Raw genomic sequence first — 16739 nt, forward strand, 5'->3', positions numbered from 1 at the left:
GCTGATTGTCCAATCAGCCTTTTTTTTGTCTCAATGTATTCCATCCACAACTAGATTTAATACCTGTTTTAACTACACTTAACATATTGCTTTTAGACAAGCATGACCAAGGAATACACATGAACTACTTACGCCGTTTTACAATCTTACAACGCCTTGCCATGTTGGTTAGTGTAGTGGTGGTTGGATTGATCTTTTTAAGTATCTCAAGCTTAATGAAGCAATATGATTCTTTAGAACAAGAACAATACACCAAAACTCAAAACCTAGTGGAGTCAGCCCACAGCATTATTGAACACAATTATGCTTTATTCCAACAAGGTAAACTCAGTGAACAACAAGCAAAACAAGCTGCGCTGGATACTATCGCTGCACTTCGCTATGACAAAAGCAATTACTTTTGGATAAACGACTATCAACCTGCGATGGTTATGCACCCATTCAAACCAGAGCTTGAAGGTAAATCACTTGCCAACAATAAAGACCCCGACGGGGTACACCTGTTTGTTGACATGGTGAACGTGGTTAAACGACAAGGCGAAGGGTTTGTTCCATACAAATGGCCTAAGCCTGGAAAGGATCAACCCGTTGATAAAATTGCCTATGTTAAGGGTTTCACACCATGGCAATGGATTATTGGTTCGGGTGTCTACATTGACACCATTGAAGATGCATTTGCTTCACTACGAAATCACGTCATTATCACTGCGGTGGTTATTATTGGTCTGTTAATTGCGCTCAGTTATTTAATTGCAAATAGTATATTACGACCAACTCAATTGGCTGCTGATATGATGAAAGACATTTCGCAAGGTGAAGGTGATTTAACCCAACAACTTGATGAAAACGGCAATGATGAGGTCTCTCGGCTATCGCGTTACTTCAACCTATACACTGCAAAAATGCGAGAGTCACTCAAGCAAGTCGCGCAAAATGCTCAACAGGTCAATCAGTACGCCCACAATGTGGATGATGCCACTAAAACCAATCATTCTTTTATTGAACTGCAAAATGACAGCTCAACACAAGTTGCCACCGCAATGGAAGAAATGACTCATCAAATTCATGATGTTAGCCAAAATGCAGATCAAGCTGAGCATGCAGCAAACGACGCGGCGCAAAATGCTTCAACCGGTAAACAGGTGCTCAACAAAACCATTACCGCTATTGAAACTCTGTCGCATAATATTGAGCAGGTTAGTAAGGTAACCACTGACCTTGCAGCAGAGAGTAACAATATAGGCTCTGTACTGGATGTTATTCGCAGCATAGCAGAGCAAACAAACTTACTTGCGCTTAATGCCGCGATTGAAGCGGCTCGCGCGGGAGAGCAAGGGCGCGGCTTTGCTGTCGTAGCCGATGAAGTGCGTACACTGGCTAGCCGTACCGGTAAAAGTACTGATGAAATTCAGGCCATGATCAGTAAGTTACAAGCAGGCGCTAAAGCTGCGGTTGATGCGGTATCTGCCAGTCAACAACTGTCGAGCGAAACCGTCTTACAAGCAGGTGAAGCAAGCAGCTCACTCAGTGAAATTGAGCGTTTGGTCACAATTATTAAAGATATGAATAGCCAAATAGCCCGCGCCACAGAACAACAAACGAGTGCGGCAGATGAAGTTAACTTACGTATCAATGAGCTGTCACAATCAACCGAACAGTCACTATCAAATACCCAAGGGCTATCAGATGCCAGTGAAAGCTTAAAACAAAGCTCACAAGCACTAAGCGATGTGGTAAATCGCTTTAGACTTGATTAATACCATTCCGCTTAATTAAGTGGTCTATTTTGAGGCAATAAAACCGCGTTGATAACAAGGCAAAAATTTAGTTATTTAGTTGTGCTCGGCAATTGCTCCTGCATTGCTCTACCTCCTGCATCCATGCAGTCGTAAATCAGAAATTTTTAACGCAGGTAGCGACTGGTTTGATCACTCAAAATGATTAAGTATTTTTGCGGATTGGTATAAGCTAAATTTTAACGAAAAAAAGCCCCGCTTCATTTTTGCGGGGCTTTTTTAATGCTTAAATATTACAAGCAATAACGTGCAAATAAACTGCTGACAGCTGCTGCGGTTGGCTTACCATGTTGCCAATCACCGCCTTCTACACCACTGCCCGCGATGTCCATGTGAACATACGGTAATGGGTGTGCTGATTCAGTGCCATGCTTATCTAAACCACCTACAATCGCTAAGAATGCCATTGGGAACTGGTGTCCACGTGCAGTCACAGCTGACGGTGCATTGTTACTCGAAAGTACATCATCGGCTAATGTACGAGGCTTAACAAAGTCGTAGTCTTCACGACGGCTGCGAGAGACCTCTGCGCCATCAGCCCATAAATCACCTAAATCAGCAATTTTACGTGAAACCTGCGCTTGACGAGCGGGCCCATTTTCAACATAAGCGCTGTAAGGACCCATCGCACGTGCTGCGTGACCTGTTAGCGTTGCAACAGTGAATAGCTCTGGATTTACTTCATTTAATGCGCGGTCTTTCATTTCACTGAGTAAATCACCCATTGCTAAACGCCCCTCTGCGTCGGTATTACCGATGCGTACACGAACGCCTTCACGGCACGTAATGATTTCGTCAGGCACGAAACAATCAGAACCAATTGAGTTTCGAACCACGGCTAAGTAAGCAATCACTTTGACACCTTTAGGTGCATAATCAGCCACTGACTTCATAAAACCAGCGACCGATGCTGCGCCACCTTTATCGCGGCTCATACCCGCCATAAAGCCACCCACTTTAAGGTCGGCACCACCGGTATCATAAACAAGCCCCTTACCAACGAACATTAACGTACGCTCAATGTCACCCTCAGGAACATATTCAAGCTTAACAACACGTGGATGATGACGCTCAACAGCGTATGATGCACGCGCTACAGTGCTCATCATTGGGTAATCTTTATCGATAGTGTCGATATCTGAGATCACATCAACAGACACTTTACTGCCCGCAAATAACTCAACACAATAATCGGCAAAACGTGGCGGTGCCATGCGCTCAGGCTCTGTACCGCATAAGTCACGCGCAGCATATTGGCCTGCGGCAATTGCATTCAATGCTTTAACCATGGCCTCATCAGCACCCACTAAGCTAATTTGACTGATTGGCTCAATCGCTTGGCCATGAAACTCACGCGCTTCAAGTGGCTGCCATAATGCTTGGCAAGCACCTAAAAAGGCAACTTCAAGTGCATGTTTGTAACGCGCATCGTGGTGTGCACTCGCAAGTAAAATAGCAGGCTTGGTGCTGCCCGAAGCTTTTGCTTCTAGCACGGCTAATTTAGCAGCATCAAAATAACGACGTACATCGTCATAATCGCGATTAAGCGGACCTGTAGGCGCTAAAATAACGCGCTTTGAGTCAATCACAAGTAATGTGACTTGCTTAGAGATACGTGCATCAACGGCTTGTTGAGCACTGATAGCGTGGCTTAAGCTTGCATCGGCTAAAGACGAAAAATTATCACCGATAATAATCAATGCATCGTGATCTGCATCAGCTAATTGAGAGGCGACAACTGCATGAGGGTATGCCATAAAAAAAGGTCCTGCTGTTAGAAACATAGGACCTTATTATCATTGATTTAACGCGCTATTGCCAGCCGTGCAAATGAGCGGCTGGCAAGCAAAGTTTACTGCTCTGACACAGATTGGTTGTCTTTGCGATGTTTCACAATGACAGACCATGCTTCTAGCATCACCAAGACACTGATCACTAGTACCAGTAAATCGAGCGTTACAAGTAACCAGTTGCCTTGTTGGTAATATTCACCTAGCTTAATCACACCCGCGAAAAATGCCATTACCAGTACAAAGCTCATCGGTATTAACGTGTACTTCGCAGGACGATTCGCTTTGATTAACATTACCGAAATAACCAGTAACGTTAAACTTGCAAGGATTTGGTTGGTAGAGCCAAACAGCGGCCAAATGATCATTCCGCCGCTGCCATCGGCACCACCTGCACCAAAGGCAAGTAGCAAGCAGCACAGTACAGCGACAAGCGTTGCGACAATCCCATTGCGAATAATACTGATATTATAAATATCACCCCACTCTTGAATAATGTAGCGTTGTAAACGAACGCCAGAGTCCATTGTCGTGCCTGCAAATAGCACCACCATTACCGCAAGTAAGGTCGACGCGACTTCTTGTGAAATACCCCAACCACTTTCGATTAAGTTTGCACCCCCATTGATAAAGGCACTCACGCTCCCCGCTCCTAAGTGGCTGTAAATTTCATGCCATTCTTCAGGTGATACAGCCAATGCGACACCACTTACCGCCACCAGCGTAATAAGTGCAAGCATGCCTTCACCCACAGCACCTAAATACCCAACAAAGCGACCGTCAGTTTCTTTGTTTAACTGTTTAGAGCTGGTACCCGATGACACGATTCCATGGAAACCCGATACTGCACCACAGGCTATGGTGACAAACAACAGCGGAATAATACTAGGCGTATCCACTGCCGTTTGCGTATTAAATGCAGGTGCGGTGATATCTGGCATTGAAATAAAGACCGCGCCATATAAAAGCACTAAACCAACCAGCAACTGCATACCATTAATAAAATCGCGAGGTTGTAATAACATCCACACAGGCAGTAAAGAAGCAATTGCAGCGTAGATGAACAAGATAATGATCCAGTTTGCGTTTGCACTTAAGCCAAACATCTCATCTGGCAACGCAATGGGCATACTACTGCCAAGATAAATAGTGTAATAAAGGATACCGACACCAATTAAACACAGAGGAATTAAAGAAACTTTACGGCGCAGTAACTGGCCTATAACAAGGGCCACAACAATGGCTGACCAAGCAGGAAAAACCGCATTTGGCTGGGATACAAAGGATTTAGCAATAACAACCCCAAACACCGCATTCACCATCAGTAGCACTAAAAATACCACAATCATAAATAACGCACGGGTACGCTTACCGATGACGCTTTCAGACAAAGCCCCCATCGACTTACCTTTGTTGCGAGCACTGGCCCAAAGAGCCCCCATATCATGGACGCCAGCAAAAAAGATTGTTCCAAATACGACCCATAACACGGCAGGCACCCAGCCCCAATAAACAGCAATAGCAGGACCGACTATCGGTGCAGCACCTGCTACAGACGTGAAATGGTGGCCCCACAATACGACCTTATTGGTGGGTACATAATCCACACCATCCTCAAGCTCATGAGCAGGTGTGACGAAGTTATCATCCATTTTAAAGATTTTTTCGGCGATGAATTTCGAATAAACAAACCATCCGAATAACATACCGACTATTCCGAGCAGCACGATCACGACCGATTGCATAGTCATCTCTCTTATGTAGTTATAATGTTGTCTAGAGGCCGTGAACACAAATGGTTCAACACCCCACACTGAACACTAACAAACTTTAAACAACCTAGGTGTTAACCTTTAGTCTAATATACTTAACTGAAAATGCTCGTGGGCTTCACTCTTTATTCCCACACCAATGCCCAAGAGTCTGACGGGTTTATTATTTCCGCGTTCATACGCTTTACTCATTAACTCTGTAAAAATGCTGTCATCTAACTGATGATGGCTTTGGTCGGCACTGGTCACTGTGAAATTTGCAAACTTCACTTTAACTGATAATTTGTTGATTCTGTTACTCAGTTGCTGCCTTTCTAAACGGCGTACTAACTCTGTCATTAAACGGGGTAACTCAGATAAACATTCAGCTAAGCTATTTTTGTTGAATTCATAAGTGTGTTCCACACTCAGCGATTTACGTACGCGTTCCGTAGACACCTTACCTACGTATTCTCCTGCGCATTTTTGATAAAGCGAAACACCAAAGTTCCCCACGTGTTGCTGCATCCAATTAACCCCTTTTTCGCGTACATCAGCTCCCGTGTATAAGCCTTTAAGTTGCAACTTTTCAAGCGTCACCTTCCCTACACCTGGGATCTTGCCTAGCGGCAGCTTGGCTAAAAAGCTATCCACTTGCTCAGGCAGTACCACGCACTGACCATTGGGTTTATTCTCATCACTGGCTATTTTGGCAATAAATTTAATCGGTGCGATACCCGCCGATGCAGTTAGGCCTGTTGTGGTAAAAATTTCTTGTCGAATTTGCTCAGCCATAAGAGTCGCACTGCCTCTGCATGCACTGCTTTGGGTAACATCTAAATAAGCTTCATCAAGCGATAAGGGTTCAATCAGGTCAGTGTATTTAGCGAAAATTTCACGGATTTGTTGAGAGACTTCTTTGTATACATGCATTCGTCCAGGCACAATGACTAAATCAGGACACAATTGTTTAGCATGGTAGTTAGACATAGCTGAACGAACGCCATATTGGCGCGCAATATAGTTGGCCGTAGAAAGCACACCACGGCGACTGTTCCCACCAATCGCAAGAGGCACACTGGCAAGTGCAGGATTGTCACGCATCTCTACTGCAGCAAAAAAGCAATCCATATCAATATGAATGAATTTTTTCATCAGGCATACAACAACTGTTCATTTATACAGTTATTATTATTTAATCTACCTGATAGTGCAAGCGAACATACTAAGAGGTTTGACGTGTTTGCTCGCGTGTTTTTTTGCGATTAAACAGCCGTGCTCCAAATAACCAAAAGGCGGCTTCGAGAAAAAGTCCCAAGACAATTAGTACGATAAACCCAGACATTGTGCCCATACTGTAGCACAGTAGAGCCAGAGCCAGTAAGATGAATAATACTGCCCACTTTATCATTTTCGCTGTTAGTTGCTGCATAACTAGGTCCTTCATGTGTGTTCGATTTACTCACACTTTACGTAAGCGTGAACTTATAAAGTTAGCACAATATACTTAGTTTTCTAATTTTCTTGAGCTAAAAGCAGCATGTTGCTAACCTAGCTTTTCTCACAATTAACCTGGATTTGCTATGCAATCGTTTATAGAACAACACCCTATCAGAACAAAAATTAATGTAGCATGGGGTGAAATGGACGCCCTTCAGCATGTGAATAATGTGGTCTATTTTCGTTACTTTGAAACCGCACGTATCGACTTTTTTACACAATTAGGCTTTCTTAAAGATTTACAAGCAACAGGCGTGGGTCCGGTGATCAGCGAGAACAATGCTCGCTATAAACGCCCCGTGACGTTTCCAGATTCCGTGCATGTTGGTGTAACCATAAGTGACATTGAAAAAGACCGCTTTATGATGCACTACACCGTATTCAGTGAAAGCCAAAAGGCAGTTACCACTGTTGGCTCATCACACGTTGTCATGTTTAACTTTACTACGGGTAAAAAAGCAGAGCTAAGCGATGAGCTTTTAGCTGCACTTAAAGCCCACTCTAACGATTAACAAGGAACTAATATGCTTTATAGCCCACTTGGCCGAAGTGGTATTGACGTCTCCCGTGTTTGCTTAGGAAGCATGACATGGGGTATGCAAAATAACCAAGCTGATGCCGATGAACAAATTGCCTATGCGTTAGATAAAGGCGTTAATTTTATCGACACGGCAGAAATGTATGCCGTACCGCCCTCGCCCGACACCTATGGTAAGACCGAAGAGATTATTGGTCATTGGCTTGCACGTAATAAAGATAAACGTGAAAACCTCGTTATTGCGACTAAAATTGCCGGTAATGGTTTACCTTGGGTTCGTGAAGGCGAAGATATCACTCGTCAAGCGGTGGTTAACGCCGTTGATGCCTCATTAAAACGATTACAAACCGATGTTATCGACTTATATCAGCTTCATTGGCCTAACCGCATCTCGCCGCATTTTGGTAAACAATGGCCCGGCATTGTGCGTTTTTCAGATGCCGACACCGAGCAAAATATTGCAGGTATGCTCGATATTCTTGAAGGCCTGAATGACTGTGTTAAAGCTGGTAAAATTAAACACTGTGGTCTTTCTGATGATAGTCCATGGGGTATTAGCCAATACTTGCGTTTAAGTGAGCAACATAATTTGCCGCGCATGGTGTCTATTCAAAACGAATTTAGTCTACTGCATGCCAAAGACTGGCCTTACTTAATCGAGCAATGTATTCACGAAGATATTGCGTATTTACCTTGGTCACCCCTCGGTGGTGGTATGTTAAGTGGTAAATACCTTAATTGTGCGCGCCCTGAAGGTAGCCGCTGGACACTGGTACAACGCAATGGCCTATTTAGAGACACGCCTCAGTCGCAACAAGCTATCGCAGAGTATGTAGAGATAGCGAGTGCCTTTAATCTAACCCCTTCACAACTTGCGCTTGCATGGTGTGATCAGGTCGATGGTGTCAGTTCAACCATCATCGGTGCCACGTCAATGTCGCAGTTAAAAGAAAATATTGATGCTTTCTCAGTGACGCTCACCGATGAGGCACTTGAAAAAATAGCACAGGTATTTAATCGCTACCCAATGCCATTTTAATGCTGTAAAGCCTATCGTTTGATAGGCTTTAATCCCGCCAAAACCGATACTATATGACCATTTTTAATTGCTGTTTATTTTATTTTCAATACTTTGGTGTATAGTTAATCATCGTTATTGAGTTGTAAGGTAAACGATGAGAAAACATCTAAAAAAAGCATTCTATGTTATTTCTAGCTTATTACTTGGCTCGTATGTGCATGCTTCTGAACAACTATCAATTACATGGCTCGAAAACGATAGCGGGCCTTTTTATATCGAAAAAAATGAAACAACTCCTCACGCGGGTTTATGTAACGAAATAACCGATTTACTCATCACCGCCCTGCCACACATAAAACATACCAAGGTGACAATCCCACAAAAGCGAGCAAATAAATATTTAGATGAAGGCCACATGGCTTGTTATGCGTGTATGATTCATCGTGAACAAAAAACACATCGCGTTACTTACTCTATTCCGACCACGGTTTACCCGCCGTTTACTGTCTTAAGTAATAGCGAACAAGCTGAAAAAATTTATAAAGCTCACGGTAATCCCGTGTCATTAATTTCGCTGTTAACGGATGCACACTTTATGTATGGTCAAAATGATGCACGCAAGTTTGGCAACCCCCTGGATAACATTGCAAAAAACATTAAGCTTTATGACTATGCAGCACTGAGCAGTACCGGCAGTCAAGCAAGTTATGCACTACTCACGCAGCTTGAGCACGGCTATATTGACTACACCATTGATTACCCATTTGTGGCAGACTATTACAATAAAAAATACCAGCAAGATATAAAGAAACTCGCCATCGGTGACCCTGAACAACATGTTGTGCTGGGTGCGATTGGCTGCTCAACCAGCGCCCCCAATAATTATGCACAACGCGTGCTAGTCGACATTAATAACGCGCTTAAAAACACCGTATTACCAAGTGAAAAATATCAACAAAACCAACGAGCTTGGTTAGAGGAAAGTTTTCCTGATTTTTTAAATTACTACCAACGATTTATCTTAGCGCCACTTAAATCGCCTGCCATTGATGGGTTAGAACTTGAGTAGTGTCATCTTTTAGCGCCACATTAAAAGTGGCACCTGAAATAACTTTACCCACTCCCTCAGGGGTGCCTGTCATAATGATGTCACCATCCTGTAAACTCATAAATTCATTGATCTCAGCTAAAATCTGCTGAGCAGTGTGGATCATCAACTGAGTGTCGCCAAGCTGGGCTAATTTACCATCAATGTGTAGACTAAATTGATACTGCCCTGACTCATTGACTGGCACAAACTCTGTAAAAAGTGCCGCTCCATCAAAGGCTTTAGCACGCTCCCAGGGTAAGCTTTTTTGTTTTAGCTGAGTTTGTAAATCGCGTTTGGTTAAGTCAAGTCCAAGGCCAACACCAGCAAGCTGTTTATTTTTAACTAAAAAACACAACTCTGCTTCGTAATGTAATTGCTCAGAACCGTGCTTAGCATACAGCGACTGCGTTAATGCGCTGTTCGGTTTTACAAATAACACCATACTGGTCGGTGTTTCGTTATTGAGCTCTGCGATATGAGCGGCATAGTTTCGACCAACACACACCACTTTACTTGGTGTCACTATTTCGTTAACAAATTTGACTGAGTGCATTGTGGGTTCCTTATAATCTACAACACCTTTTGTACTATATTAACATTAATTAAATTATCTAATTTTACCTAAAACAGCTGCAAAACCCGTTAAAAAGCCAAAAAGTTACACTTAATTATTCCTTATAATAACATGAACATACATATTAATTGCCAACTAAAAAGTGATTTATATTGACCATTGTTTAACTTTCTAATAACTTATTGTAAGCGGTTACATTTATAAAAATCGGGTTCGGCGATTTTTTTTGCAATAGAATGTAAGCGCTTACATTTAGACAACAAACACGAAAAATAAAACCAAATCTGGAGATTTGCATGAACCACACACTATTCAAGAAAAAGCAGCTTGCCATTAGCCTTTCCATGGCAATGGGATTAAGCACGCTAGTTCCTCACTCAGCTGCTGCCGAAGAAAAATCCGAGAAAGCGAGTGATATTGAAGTAATACAAGTATCGGGGATCCGCGGTAGCCTTGTAAAATCAATGGATATCAAACGTCAATCTGCAGGTGTTGTTGATGCAATCACGTCAGAAGATATCGGTAAGTTTCCAGACACAAACTTAGCAGAATCTCTGCAACGTATTACAGGTGTGTCTATAGACCGCAGTAACGGTGAAGGCAGTAAAATCACTGTACGTGGCTTTGGTCCTGAGTTTAACTTAGTCACGTTAAACAACCGCCAAATGCCAACAACGGGCGGCCGCTCATTTGATTTTGGTGATATCGCGACTGAAAGCGTCAGCGGTGTTGAAGTCTACAAAACAGCTCGTTCAGACATACCTAGTGGTGGTATCGGTGCAACCGTTAATATCACTACAGCAAAACCATTATCGAACCCTGGTCTTAAGGCATCAATTGGTGCAAAAGCGGTTCATGATACATCAAACGAAACTGGCGATAATATTACACCTGAAGTTTCTGGCATTTACAGCAACACTTTCAATGATGACCGTTTTGGTGTTTTAATTTCAGGTTCAGTGCAAGAGCGTAACAACCGCGAGCAAGCAATGGCGGTTGATAACTGGATCCCGAATGTTGATATTTCGTCATCTCCAGATTTAGCATTAACAGACAACAATCAACGTGCCGATGGGGCAACATGGTATCCACAAAATGCCGGTTATGCCTTCTCGGACAACACACGTAAACGTACTAACGGTCAACTTGTATTGCAATACGCGCCAACAGACCGTATTACAGCAACACTCGATTACACCTACTCAAAACTTGAATTTGAAAAAGACGGTCGTAGTTTCGGTGTGTGGTTCAATAATGGTGGTAACGTAAGTTCAGCGAACATCAACGAAAATGGCACTTACACAAAAGTTACTGAAATTGGTGGTGATTATTCGACAAACCTTAACCGTGGTGCCACAGAAAACGAAAACAAATCACTGGGTTTAAACATTGATTGGCAAGTAACTGATAACTTAAACATCGAGTTTGATGCTCACAACTCATCAGCAGAAAGTGCTGGGGTTGGTCTTGGCCATGATGCATTTATGATCATTGGTAATACATCGTGTTCATGGTGTGAAAACCCAACAGTGAATATTGATGAGAAAATGGCTGACTTCAGCCAAGGCGAAATCCCACTGATCGATATGACATTGACCAACGGTCAAGCAGAGCTATTACCAAGCGATATGGGAACCTTATTCGCCGGTGTTAATAAAGACACGAACACTAACGATCTAGACCAGTACCAGTTAAAAGGTACTTGGTACAATGAAAACACAGGCGCGCTTTCAAGCATTAACTTTGGTGTATCACATACAAAAGTTGATTTCCGTACTACCACGGCTTATTCAGGTCAGTTAGCGGCTGGTTGGTGGCTAAATTCTGCTGATTGGTATGATGACAGCATGTTTACGCGCGTTGACAGCTCTGGTTTACTTGACGGCTTCTCTGGTGGCGGTAGCGACAAGCTATTAAACTACTACTACGATGCTGACTTTGATGAAATCGTTGCAATCGCCGAAAGCATTGACTGTGACCACCCAGATGGCGGCATTGGTGCATGTAGTTGGCCAGCGGATGTAAACGGCAAGGTGCAAGCGGGTCCAATTGATGATGACCACCGTGTTAGCGAAGAAACGACGGCATTTTATGCACAAGCTAACTTCGAAACAGAATTCAACGGCATGCCAATTAACATTACCGCAGGCTTACGTTACGAATCAACAGATGTTACAGCAAACAGCCTAGAGCGCCCTGCTGTTGCAATGGAATGGGTAAACGGCAACGAATGGTCATACATTTATGCTGATGAGCGTACCTTCTCAAACGGTGAAGGCAGCACGAAAGAATTTTTACCAAATATCGATATGAACATCGAAGTGGTTGAAGATGTGATTGCTCGTTTCTCATATAGTCGTACCCTAGCTCGCCCACCTGTTGGCGCACTGCGCTCAACAACGTCTTTCTTGGGTAACCCCAAAGTGGGTCAACGTAAAGTTGCGGTAGGTAACCCGAACTTAAAACCTTATACAGCCGATAACATCGACTTATCACTTGAGTACTACTACGGTGAAGGCAGCTATGTTTCTGCTGGTTACTACCGTAAGCAAGTTGATAACTTCTTAGTGAACATCACCACAGAAGAAACAATTGATGGCATCACAGACCCATTCATTGGCGACCGTGCTGAGCAAGCGCGTGAAGACCTAGCTGCGGCAGGTGAGCAACCGTCTGACCAAGCAATTCACGATAAAATCAACGAAAACCAAGGCACTGAAGAAGGCACACCGATTGTGGGCAATAGCACTGACCCACTGGCAAACTTCTTTGTATCTCGCGATAACAACGTTGAGACCGCTAACCTTTGGGGTTGGGAGCTTGCTGCACAGCACATGTTTGGTGAAACTGGATTTGGTATCGCAGCCAACGCAACGTTTGTATTTGGTGATGTTGAAGCAGACAGAGATGCTATCGGTTATCAATTTGCCTTACCGGGCTTAAGTGATTCAGCAAACTTATCAGCTATTTATGATTTAAACGGCTTATCGGCGCGTATTTCATATAACTGGCGCGATGAATTCTTAACAGGCTTTGATCAACACTCATCACCTGTTTTTACTGAGTCTTATGGCCAGTGGGATATCAACGTGAACTACGCCGTGAACGAAAAGCTAACGGTGTTTGTTGAAGGTCTAAACCTGACAGATGAAACGCAACGTACCTACGTTCGTTACTCTGAGCAGCTGTTACGTGCAAACCAGTACGGTGCGCGCTACAACATCGGCTTCCGCTACTCGTTCTAGCATTTTGTTGTCAAAAAAGCCGCTCAACAGCGGCTTTTTTTTTCACAAATATGCTAGTTTGTCTTTATAGCGTTTAAGGTAGCTTTGAACATGCAACAGAATAATGTAAAAAAAGTGGTCATTTTAGGAGGGGGAACTGCCGGTTGGTTAACCGCGGGTTTAATTGCCGCACAGCCACATTTAACCCATAACGCACAGATCACCCTCATTGAATCCCCTGATATTGCCACCATTGGTGTTGGTGAAGGTACCTGGCCGACAATGCGCCAAACACTGAAAACCATCGGCATTAGTGAAAGTGACTTTATTCAAACCTGCGATGCTTCATTTAAACAAGGTTCACGCTTTGATGGCTGGTGCGAAGATGATGGCAGCACCCATTATTACCACCCGTTTAGTTTGCCTGTTGCCTATCAGCAGCTAAACATTGCTCCCTATTGGTTCGCCAATAAAGAGGCCGTAAGTTTTAGCCATGCCGTCGCAAGTCAAACCTACTTATGCGATCACCACAAAGCCCCAAAAAACCACCTACACAGCGCCTACCAAGGCGAAGCAAACTATGGTTATCATTTAGATGCTGGAAAGTTTGCGATGTTATTGCAAACTCACTGCACCACTCAACTTAATGTCGAGCATATTGTAAGCCATGTTGAAAGCATTAATAACGATGATGAAGGCTACATCAGCTCATTAGAAACACGCGATCATGGAATAATTACCGGCGACTTGTTTATTGACTGCTCGGGGACACACGCAAAGCTCTTACATCAACATTACGGCGTTGAATTAATCGAGCAACAAGATGTGCTATTTAACGACCGCGCAGTGGCAGTGCAAGTACCTTATGCAAGCCCACAACAAGACATTTTGTCTTATACCAAAGCCACCGCTCAAGATGCGGGCTGGATTTGGGATATTGGCCTACAAAGTCGTCGTGGGCTTGGTATGGTTTACTCAAGTCGTTTTGCCAACAGTGATGATGCCAAACAAGCGCTTGGCCGCTACATTGAAAGCACCCAGCCAGGCACAGACCAAAGCCAATTAACATTTCGCGAGATTCGTTTTACACCCGGCTACAGGCGCACTTTTTGGCATAAAAACTGTTTAGCAATCGGAATGTCAGCTGGCTTTATTGAACCGCTAGAAGCCTCTGCACTCGTGATGGTGGAGCTTGGTCTTAATAATTTACTGGCTAATTTCCCCACACACCGTGCAGCGATGCCTACGCTTGCCAAACGCTTTGATGACCAATGCCATTATCGCTGGCAGCGCATAATCGAATTTTTAAAACTGCATTACGTGTTATCAAAACGGACCAGTCTATACTGGCAAGCACATAAAGAAGCCGCAAGTGTACCGGCGCAACTGCAAGAGAATTTAGCGCTGTGGCAGTATCAAAGTCCATGGCTCAACGATTTTGATCGTGCCCAAGAGGTATTCTCTGCGGCCAGTTATCAGTATGTGCTCTATGGCATGAAACAGCTGCCTAAATTTCCAAGCATGGCAATGCCTGCTGCAATTGTTGAGCACTTTACTGCTAATCAACAACATGCCAAACATGCTTTACAGCAGCTACCAACAAATCGTGAGCTGCTAAACCATATTCAGCAATTTGGTATTCAACCTATTTAATATCAGCATTAGGAGGCCCAATGGCCAATCACGTTTTACTTGATAATATTAGCCATAAAGACCTGAAAGTGATCACCGCACGCGGTGCCGACTGGGGCGATAAAATTAGCTGCGCCACTATTTTCCCAAGCGAGTTTGCAAAAATACAAGCAAACCAACCTATCGTATTTCGTAAGCAACCACAAACAGGTCAGTTTGAAGCATTGGCATTATTTGGTTTTGAAAATGGTGAAAACCTACTGCTTGATGAAAAAGGCGAATTAAAACTAAGTTACTTACCGCTTAGCATGCTGCGCCAACCGTTTTTAATAGGCCAACAGACGCAATATAACAATGGAATTCCTGAGCAATCATTAGTGGTGCATATTGATTTAGACAGCCCTCGTGTTAGTACAAGTCAGGGGGAAGCCATTTTCCTTGAGCATGGCGGTAACAGTGATTACTTAAATCACATTGCTCAAGTACTGAATACCCTACATCAAGAGCATCAAACAATTAATGGTTTTTTTGAGCGCCTACTTGCCGCCAACCTACTGGAAGCATTCAGTATCGAATATGCCCAAAAGAATGGCGAAAAAGTCACAGTGACAGGTTTTTATACCATTAATCAACACGCACTAAATGATTTAACACCGCAACAGTTAAAGCAGTTGCAACAGCAAGGCGACTTACAAGCCATTTATATGGTACTTGCATCAATGGAACAGATCCCACACTTACTGAATAAGAAGTGGGCGCAGCAGTAATGTTTAGCGCAGCGCCAATTAATGAGTGCAATGCCTCAGAGATTACCAACCTCAAAGCGTTTTTAGCCGACTTAACTGAGCCTTTGGTGATAAGAGAGCTGTGTGCTCACTGGCCTCAGGTTGCAGCAGCCAAAAAAGGCGAAAAACAGGCATTGAGCTACCTTTTAGAGCTGGCCAATAATGCGCCTGTTCGCAGTTTTAGTGCCGATGCTATGCATCAAGGCCGCTATTTTTATAATGCTGATTTATCGGGACTTAATTTTTCACAACACGCCGACTCACTTAAAAGCGTGCTAGACAAGTTAGTCGATAAATTAGCGCACACACAGGCTGACTCGTTGTATATGGGGTCAACCGCTGTGGAATACTGCGCGCCGGGCTTTAGCCTCGACAACCCATTAGAGGTGACCGATTATAACTGCCTAACAAGTCTCTGGGTCGGAAATCACAGTCATATTGCGGCTCATTACGACAATGCCGATAACTTGGCGTGTGTTGCTGCGGGTAAGCGCACCTTTACCTTACTACCCACTGAGCAGGTAAATAATTTATATGTTGGGCCTCTTGAGTTTACACCCGCGGGTCAGGCTATTAGCTTAGTTGATTTTAATAACCCTGATTTCACGCGTTTTCCACGTTTCAAAGAAGCAGCAGAAAAGTCGCAAACAGCGACATTAACACCTGGGGATGCTATTTATATTCCTGCACTTTGGTGGCACCAAGTCAGTGCAACACAGCCATTTAATGTGTTAGTTAATTATTGGTGGCGACAAGCTCCGGAGTATTTGGCCAACCCCTTTGATGCTATGTTGCATAGCATGTTGGCGATAAAGGACTTACCAAAAGAGCATAAACAAAAATGGCAGCAATTGTTTAATCACTATGTATTTGCTGATGAGCTCGATTTAACCAGCCATATTGCACAGCCTGCACACGGTATTTTGGCTGATATTGATGAATTAACCGCAAGAAAAATAAGACAATTATTACTACAAAAGCTCAACCGATAGAATGAGCCAAAAGCCAGCAGATGCAACGAGTTCGGCGAAACACCTG

General features: G+C 43.5%; 13 protein-coding genes. 8 read left to right on the forward strand and 5 right to left on the reverse strand.

Annotated elements, in window-relative coordinates:
• The first annotated feature begins 119 nt into the window (after window positions 1-119).
• On the forward strand, window positions 120-1757 hold the full coding sequence (locus D0907_RS12815) for a methyl-accepting chemotaxis protein (protein ID WP_036966284.1): 1638 nt from the start codon (window positions 120-122) through the stop codon (window positions 1755-1757).
• 272 nt (window positions 1758-2029) lie between these two features.
• On the opposite strand, the gene D0907_RS12820 is transcribed toward D0907_RS12815, so the two are convergent.
• From D0907_RS12820 to D0907_RS12835, 4 genes are all read right to left on the reverse strand, one after another.
• Window positions 2030-3553 carry a M17 family metallopeptidase gene (locus D0907_RS12820; RefSeq protein ID WP_075594055.1) on the reverse strand — a complete coding sequence of 508 codons (1524 nt, stop codon included), beginning with the start codon at window positions 3551-3553 and terminating at the stop codon, window positions 2030-2032.
• A 95-nt stretch (window positions 3554-3648) separates the two neighbouring features.
• Complete coding sequence (locus D0907_RS12825; protein ID WP_036966280.1) at window positions 3649-5331, reverse strand: carbon starvation CstA family protein; 1683 nt, start codon at window positions 5329-5331, stop codon at window positions 3649-3651.
• 108 nt (window positions 5332-5439) lie between these two features.
• Window positions 5440-6492 (reverse strand): DNA polymerase IV, encoded by a 1053-nt coding sequence (gene dinB / locus D0907_RS12830; RefSeq protein WP_036966279.1) that lies wholly within the window; start codon window positions 6490-6492, stop codon window positions 5440-5442.
• Window positions 6493-6562: 70 nt separating this feature from the next.
• Window positions 6563-6769 (reverse strand): hypothetical protein, encoded by a 207-nt coding sequence (locus D0907_RS12835; RefSeq protein ID WP_075594054.1) that lies wholly within the window; start codon window positions 6767-6769, stop codon window positions 6563-6565.
• Window positions 6770-6920: 151 nt separating this feature from the next.
• On the opposite strand from D0907_RS12835, the gene D0907_RS12840 reads away from it, so the two are divergent.
• From D0907_RS12840 to D0907_RS12850, 3 genes are all read left to right on the forward strand, one after another.
• Window positions 6921-7349 (forward strand): acyl-CoA thioesterase, encoded by a 429-nt coding sequence (locus D0907_RS12840; protein ID WP_036966275.1) that lies wholly within the window; start codon window positions 6921-6923, stop codon window positions 7347-7349.
• 12 nt (window positions 7350-7361) lie between these two features.
• A complete protein-coding gene (locus D0907_RS12845) occupies window positions 7362-8414 on the forward strand; it encodes an aldo/keto reductase (protein WP_118844590.1) in 1053 nt (350 codons plus the stop codon).
• Window positions 8415-8550: 136 nt separating this feature from the next.
• On the forward strand, window positions 8551-9465 hold the full coding sequence (locus tag D0907_RS12850; protein WP_083422886.1) for a hypothetical protein: 915 nt from the start codon (window positions 8551-8553) through the stop codon (window positions 9463-9465).
• Here D0907_RS12850 and D0907_RS12855 read toward each other — a convergent pair.
• Complete coding sequence (locus tag D0907_RS12855; protein ID WP_075594052.1) at window positions 9428-10039, reverse strand: fumarylacetoacetate hydrolase family protein; 612 nt, start codon at window positions 10037-10039, stop codon at window positions 9428-9430. The two genes, D0907_RS12850 and D0907_RS12855, sit on opposite strands and share 38 nt — an antisense overlap.
• Before the next feature lie 317 nt (window positions 10040-10356).
• On the opposite strand from D0907_RS12855, the gene D0907_RS12860 reads away from it, so the two are divergent.
• The 4 genes from D0907_RS12860 (at window position 10357) to D0907_RS12875 (ending at window position 16693) form a co-directional block, all read left to right on the forward strand.
• On the forward strand, window positions 10357-13305 hold the full coding sequence (locus D0907_RS12860) for a TonB-dependent receptor (protein ID WP_244223130.1): 2949 nt from the start codon (window positions 10357-10359) through the stop codon (window positions 13303-13305).
• Window positions 13306-13395: 90 nt separating this feature from the next.
• Window positions 13396-14937 (forward strand): tryptophan halogenase family protein, encoded by a 1542-nt coding sequence (locus tag D0907_RS12865; RefSeq protein ID WP_118844591.1) that lies wholly within the window; start codon window positions 13396-13398, stop codon window positions 14935-14937.
• A 20-nt stretch (window positions 14938-14957) separates the two neighbouring features.
• Window positions 14958-15683 (forward strand): SapC family protein, encoded by a 726-nt coding sequence (locus D0907_RS12870; protein WP_074988912.1) that lies wholly within the window; start codon window positions 14958-14960, stop codon window positions 15681-15683.
• A complete protein-coding gene (locus D0907_RS12875) occupies window positions 15683-16693 on the forward strand; it encodes a cupin-like domain-containing protein (protein WP_118844592.1) in 1011 nt (336 codons plus the stop codon). The genes D0907_RS12870 and D0907_RS12875 overlap by 1 nt, the downstream gene beginning before the upstream one ends.
• The last annotated feature ends 46 nt before the right edge of the window (window positions 16694-16739 follow it).

It is taken from the genome of Pseudoalteromonas lipolytica (assembly GCF_003515105.1).
Classification (GTDB): domain Bacteria; phylum Pseudomonadota; class Gammaproteobacteria; order Enterobacterales; family Alteromonadaceae; genus Pseudoalteromonas; species Pseudoalteromonas lipolytica.

Bases quoted from the DNA above. Each gene is read 5' to 3' on its own strand.
- D0907_RS12815 (WP_036966284.1), top strand. From the start codon at position 120: ATGAACTACTTACGCCGTTTTACAATCTTACAACGCCTTGCCATGTTG.
- D0907_RS12820 (WP_075594055.1), bottom strand. From the start codon at position 3,553: ATGGCATACCCTCATGCAGTTGTCGCCTCTCAATTAGCTGATGCAGAT.
- D0907_RS12825 (WP_036966280.1), bottom strand. From the start codon at position 5,331: ATGCAATCGGTCGTGATCGTGCTGCTCGGAATAGTCGGTATGTTATTC.
- dinB (WP_036966279.1), bottom strand. From the start codon at position 6,492: ATGAAAAAATTCATTCATATTGATATGGATTGCTTTTTTGCTGCAGTA.
- D0907_RS12835 (WP_075594054.1), bottom strand. From the start codon at position 6,769: ATGCAGCAACTAACAGCGAAAATGATAAAGTGGGCAGTATTATTCATC.
- D0907_RS12840 (WP_036966275.1), top strand. From the start codon at position 6,921: ATGCAATCGTTTATAGAACAACACCCTATCAGAACAAAAATTAATGTA.
- D0907_RS12845 (WP_118844590.1), top strand. From the start codon at position 7,362: ATGCTTTATAGCCCACTTGGCCGAAGTGGTATTGACGTCTCCCGTGTT.
- D0907_RS12850 (WP_083422886.1), top strand. From the start codon at position 8,551: ATGAGAAAACATCTAAAAAAAGCATTCTATGTTATTTCTAGCTTATTA.
- D0907_RS12855 (WP_075594052.1), bottom strand. From the start codon at position 10,039: ATGCACTCAGTCAAATTTGTTAACGAAATAGTGACACCAAGTAAAGTG.
- D0907_RS12860 (WP_244223130.1), top strand. From the start codon at position 10,357: ATGAACCACACACTATTCAAGAAAAAGCAGCTTGCCATTAGCCTTTCC.
- D0907_RS12865 (WP_118844591.1), top strand. From the start codon at position 13,396: ATGCAACAGAATAATGTAAAAAAAGTGGTCATTTTAGGAGGGGGAACT.
- D0907_RS12870 (WP_074988912.1), top strand. From the start codon at position 14,958: ATGGCCAATCACGTTTTACTTGATAATATTAGCCATAAAGACCTGAAA.
- D0907_RS12875 (WP_118844592.1), top strand. From the start codon at position 15,683: ATGTTTAGCGCAGCGCCAATTAATGAGTGCAATGCCTCAGAGATTACC.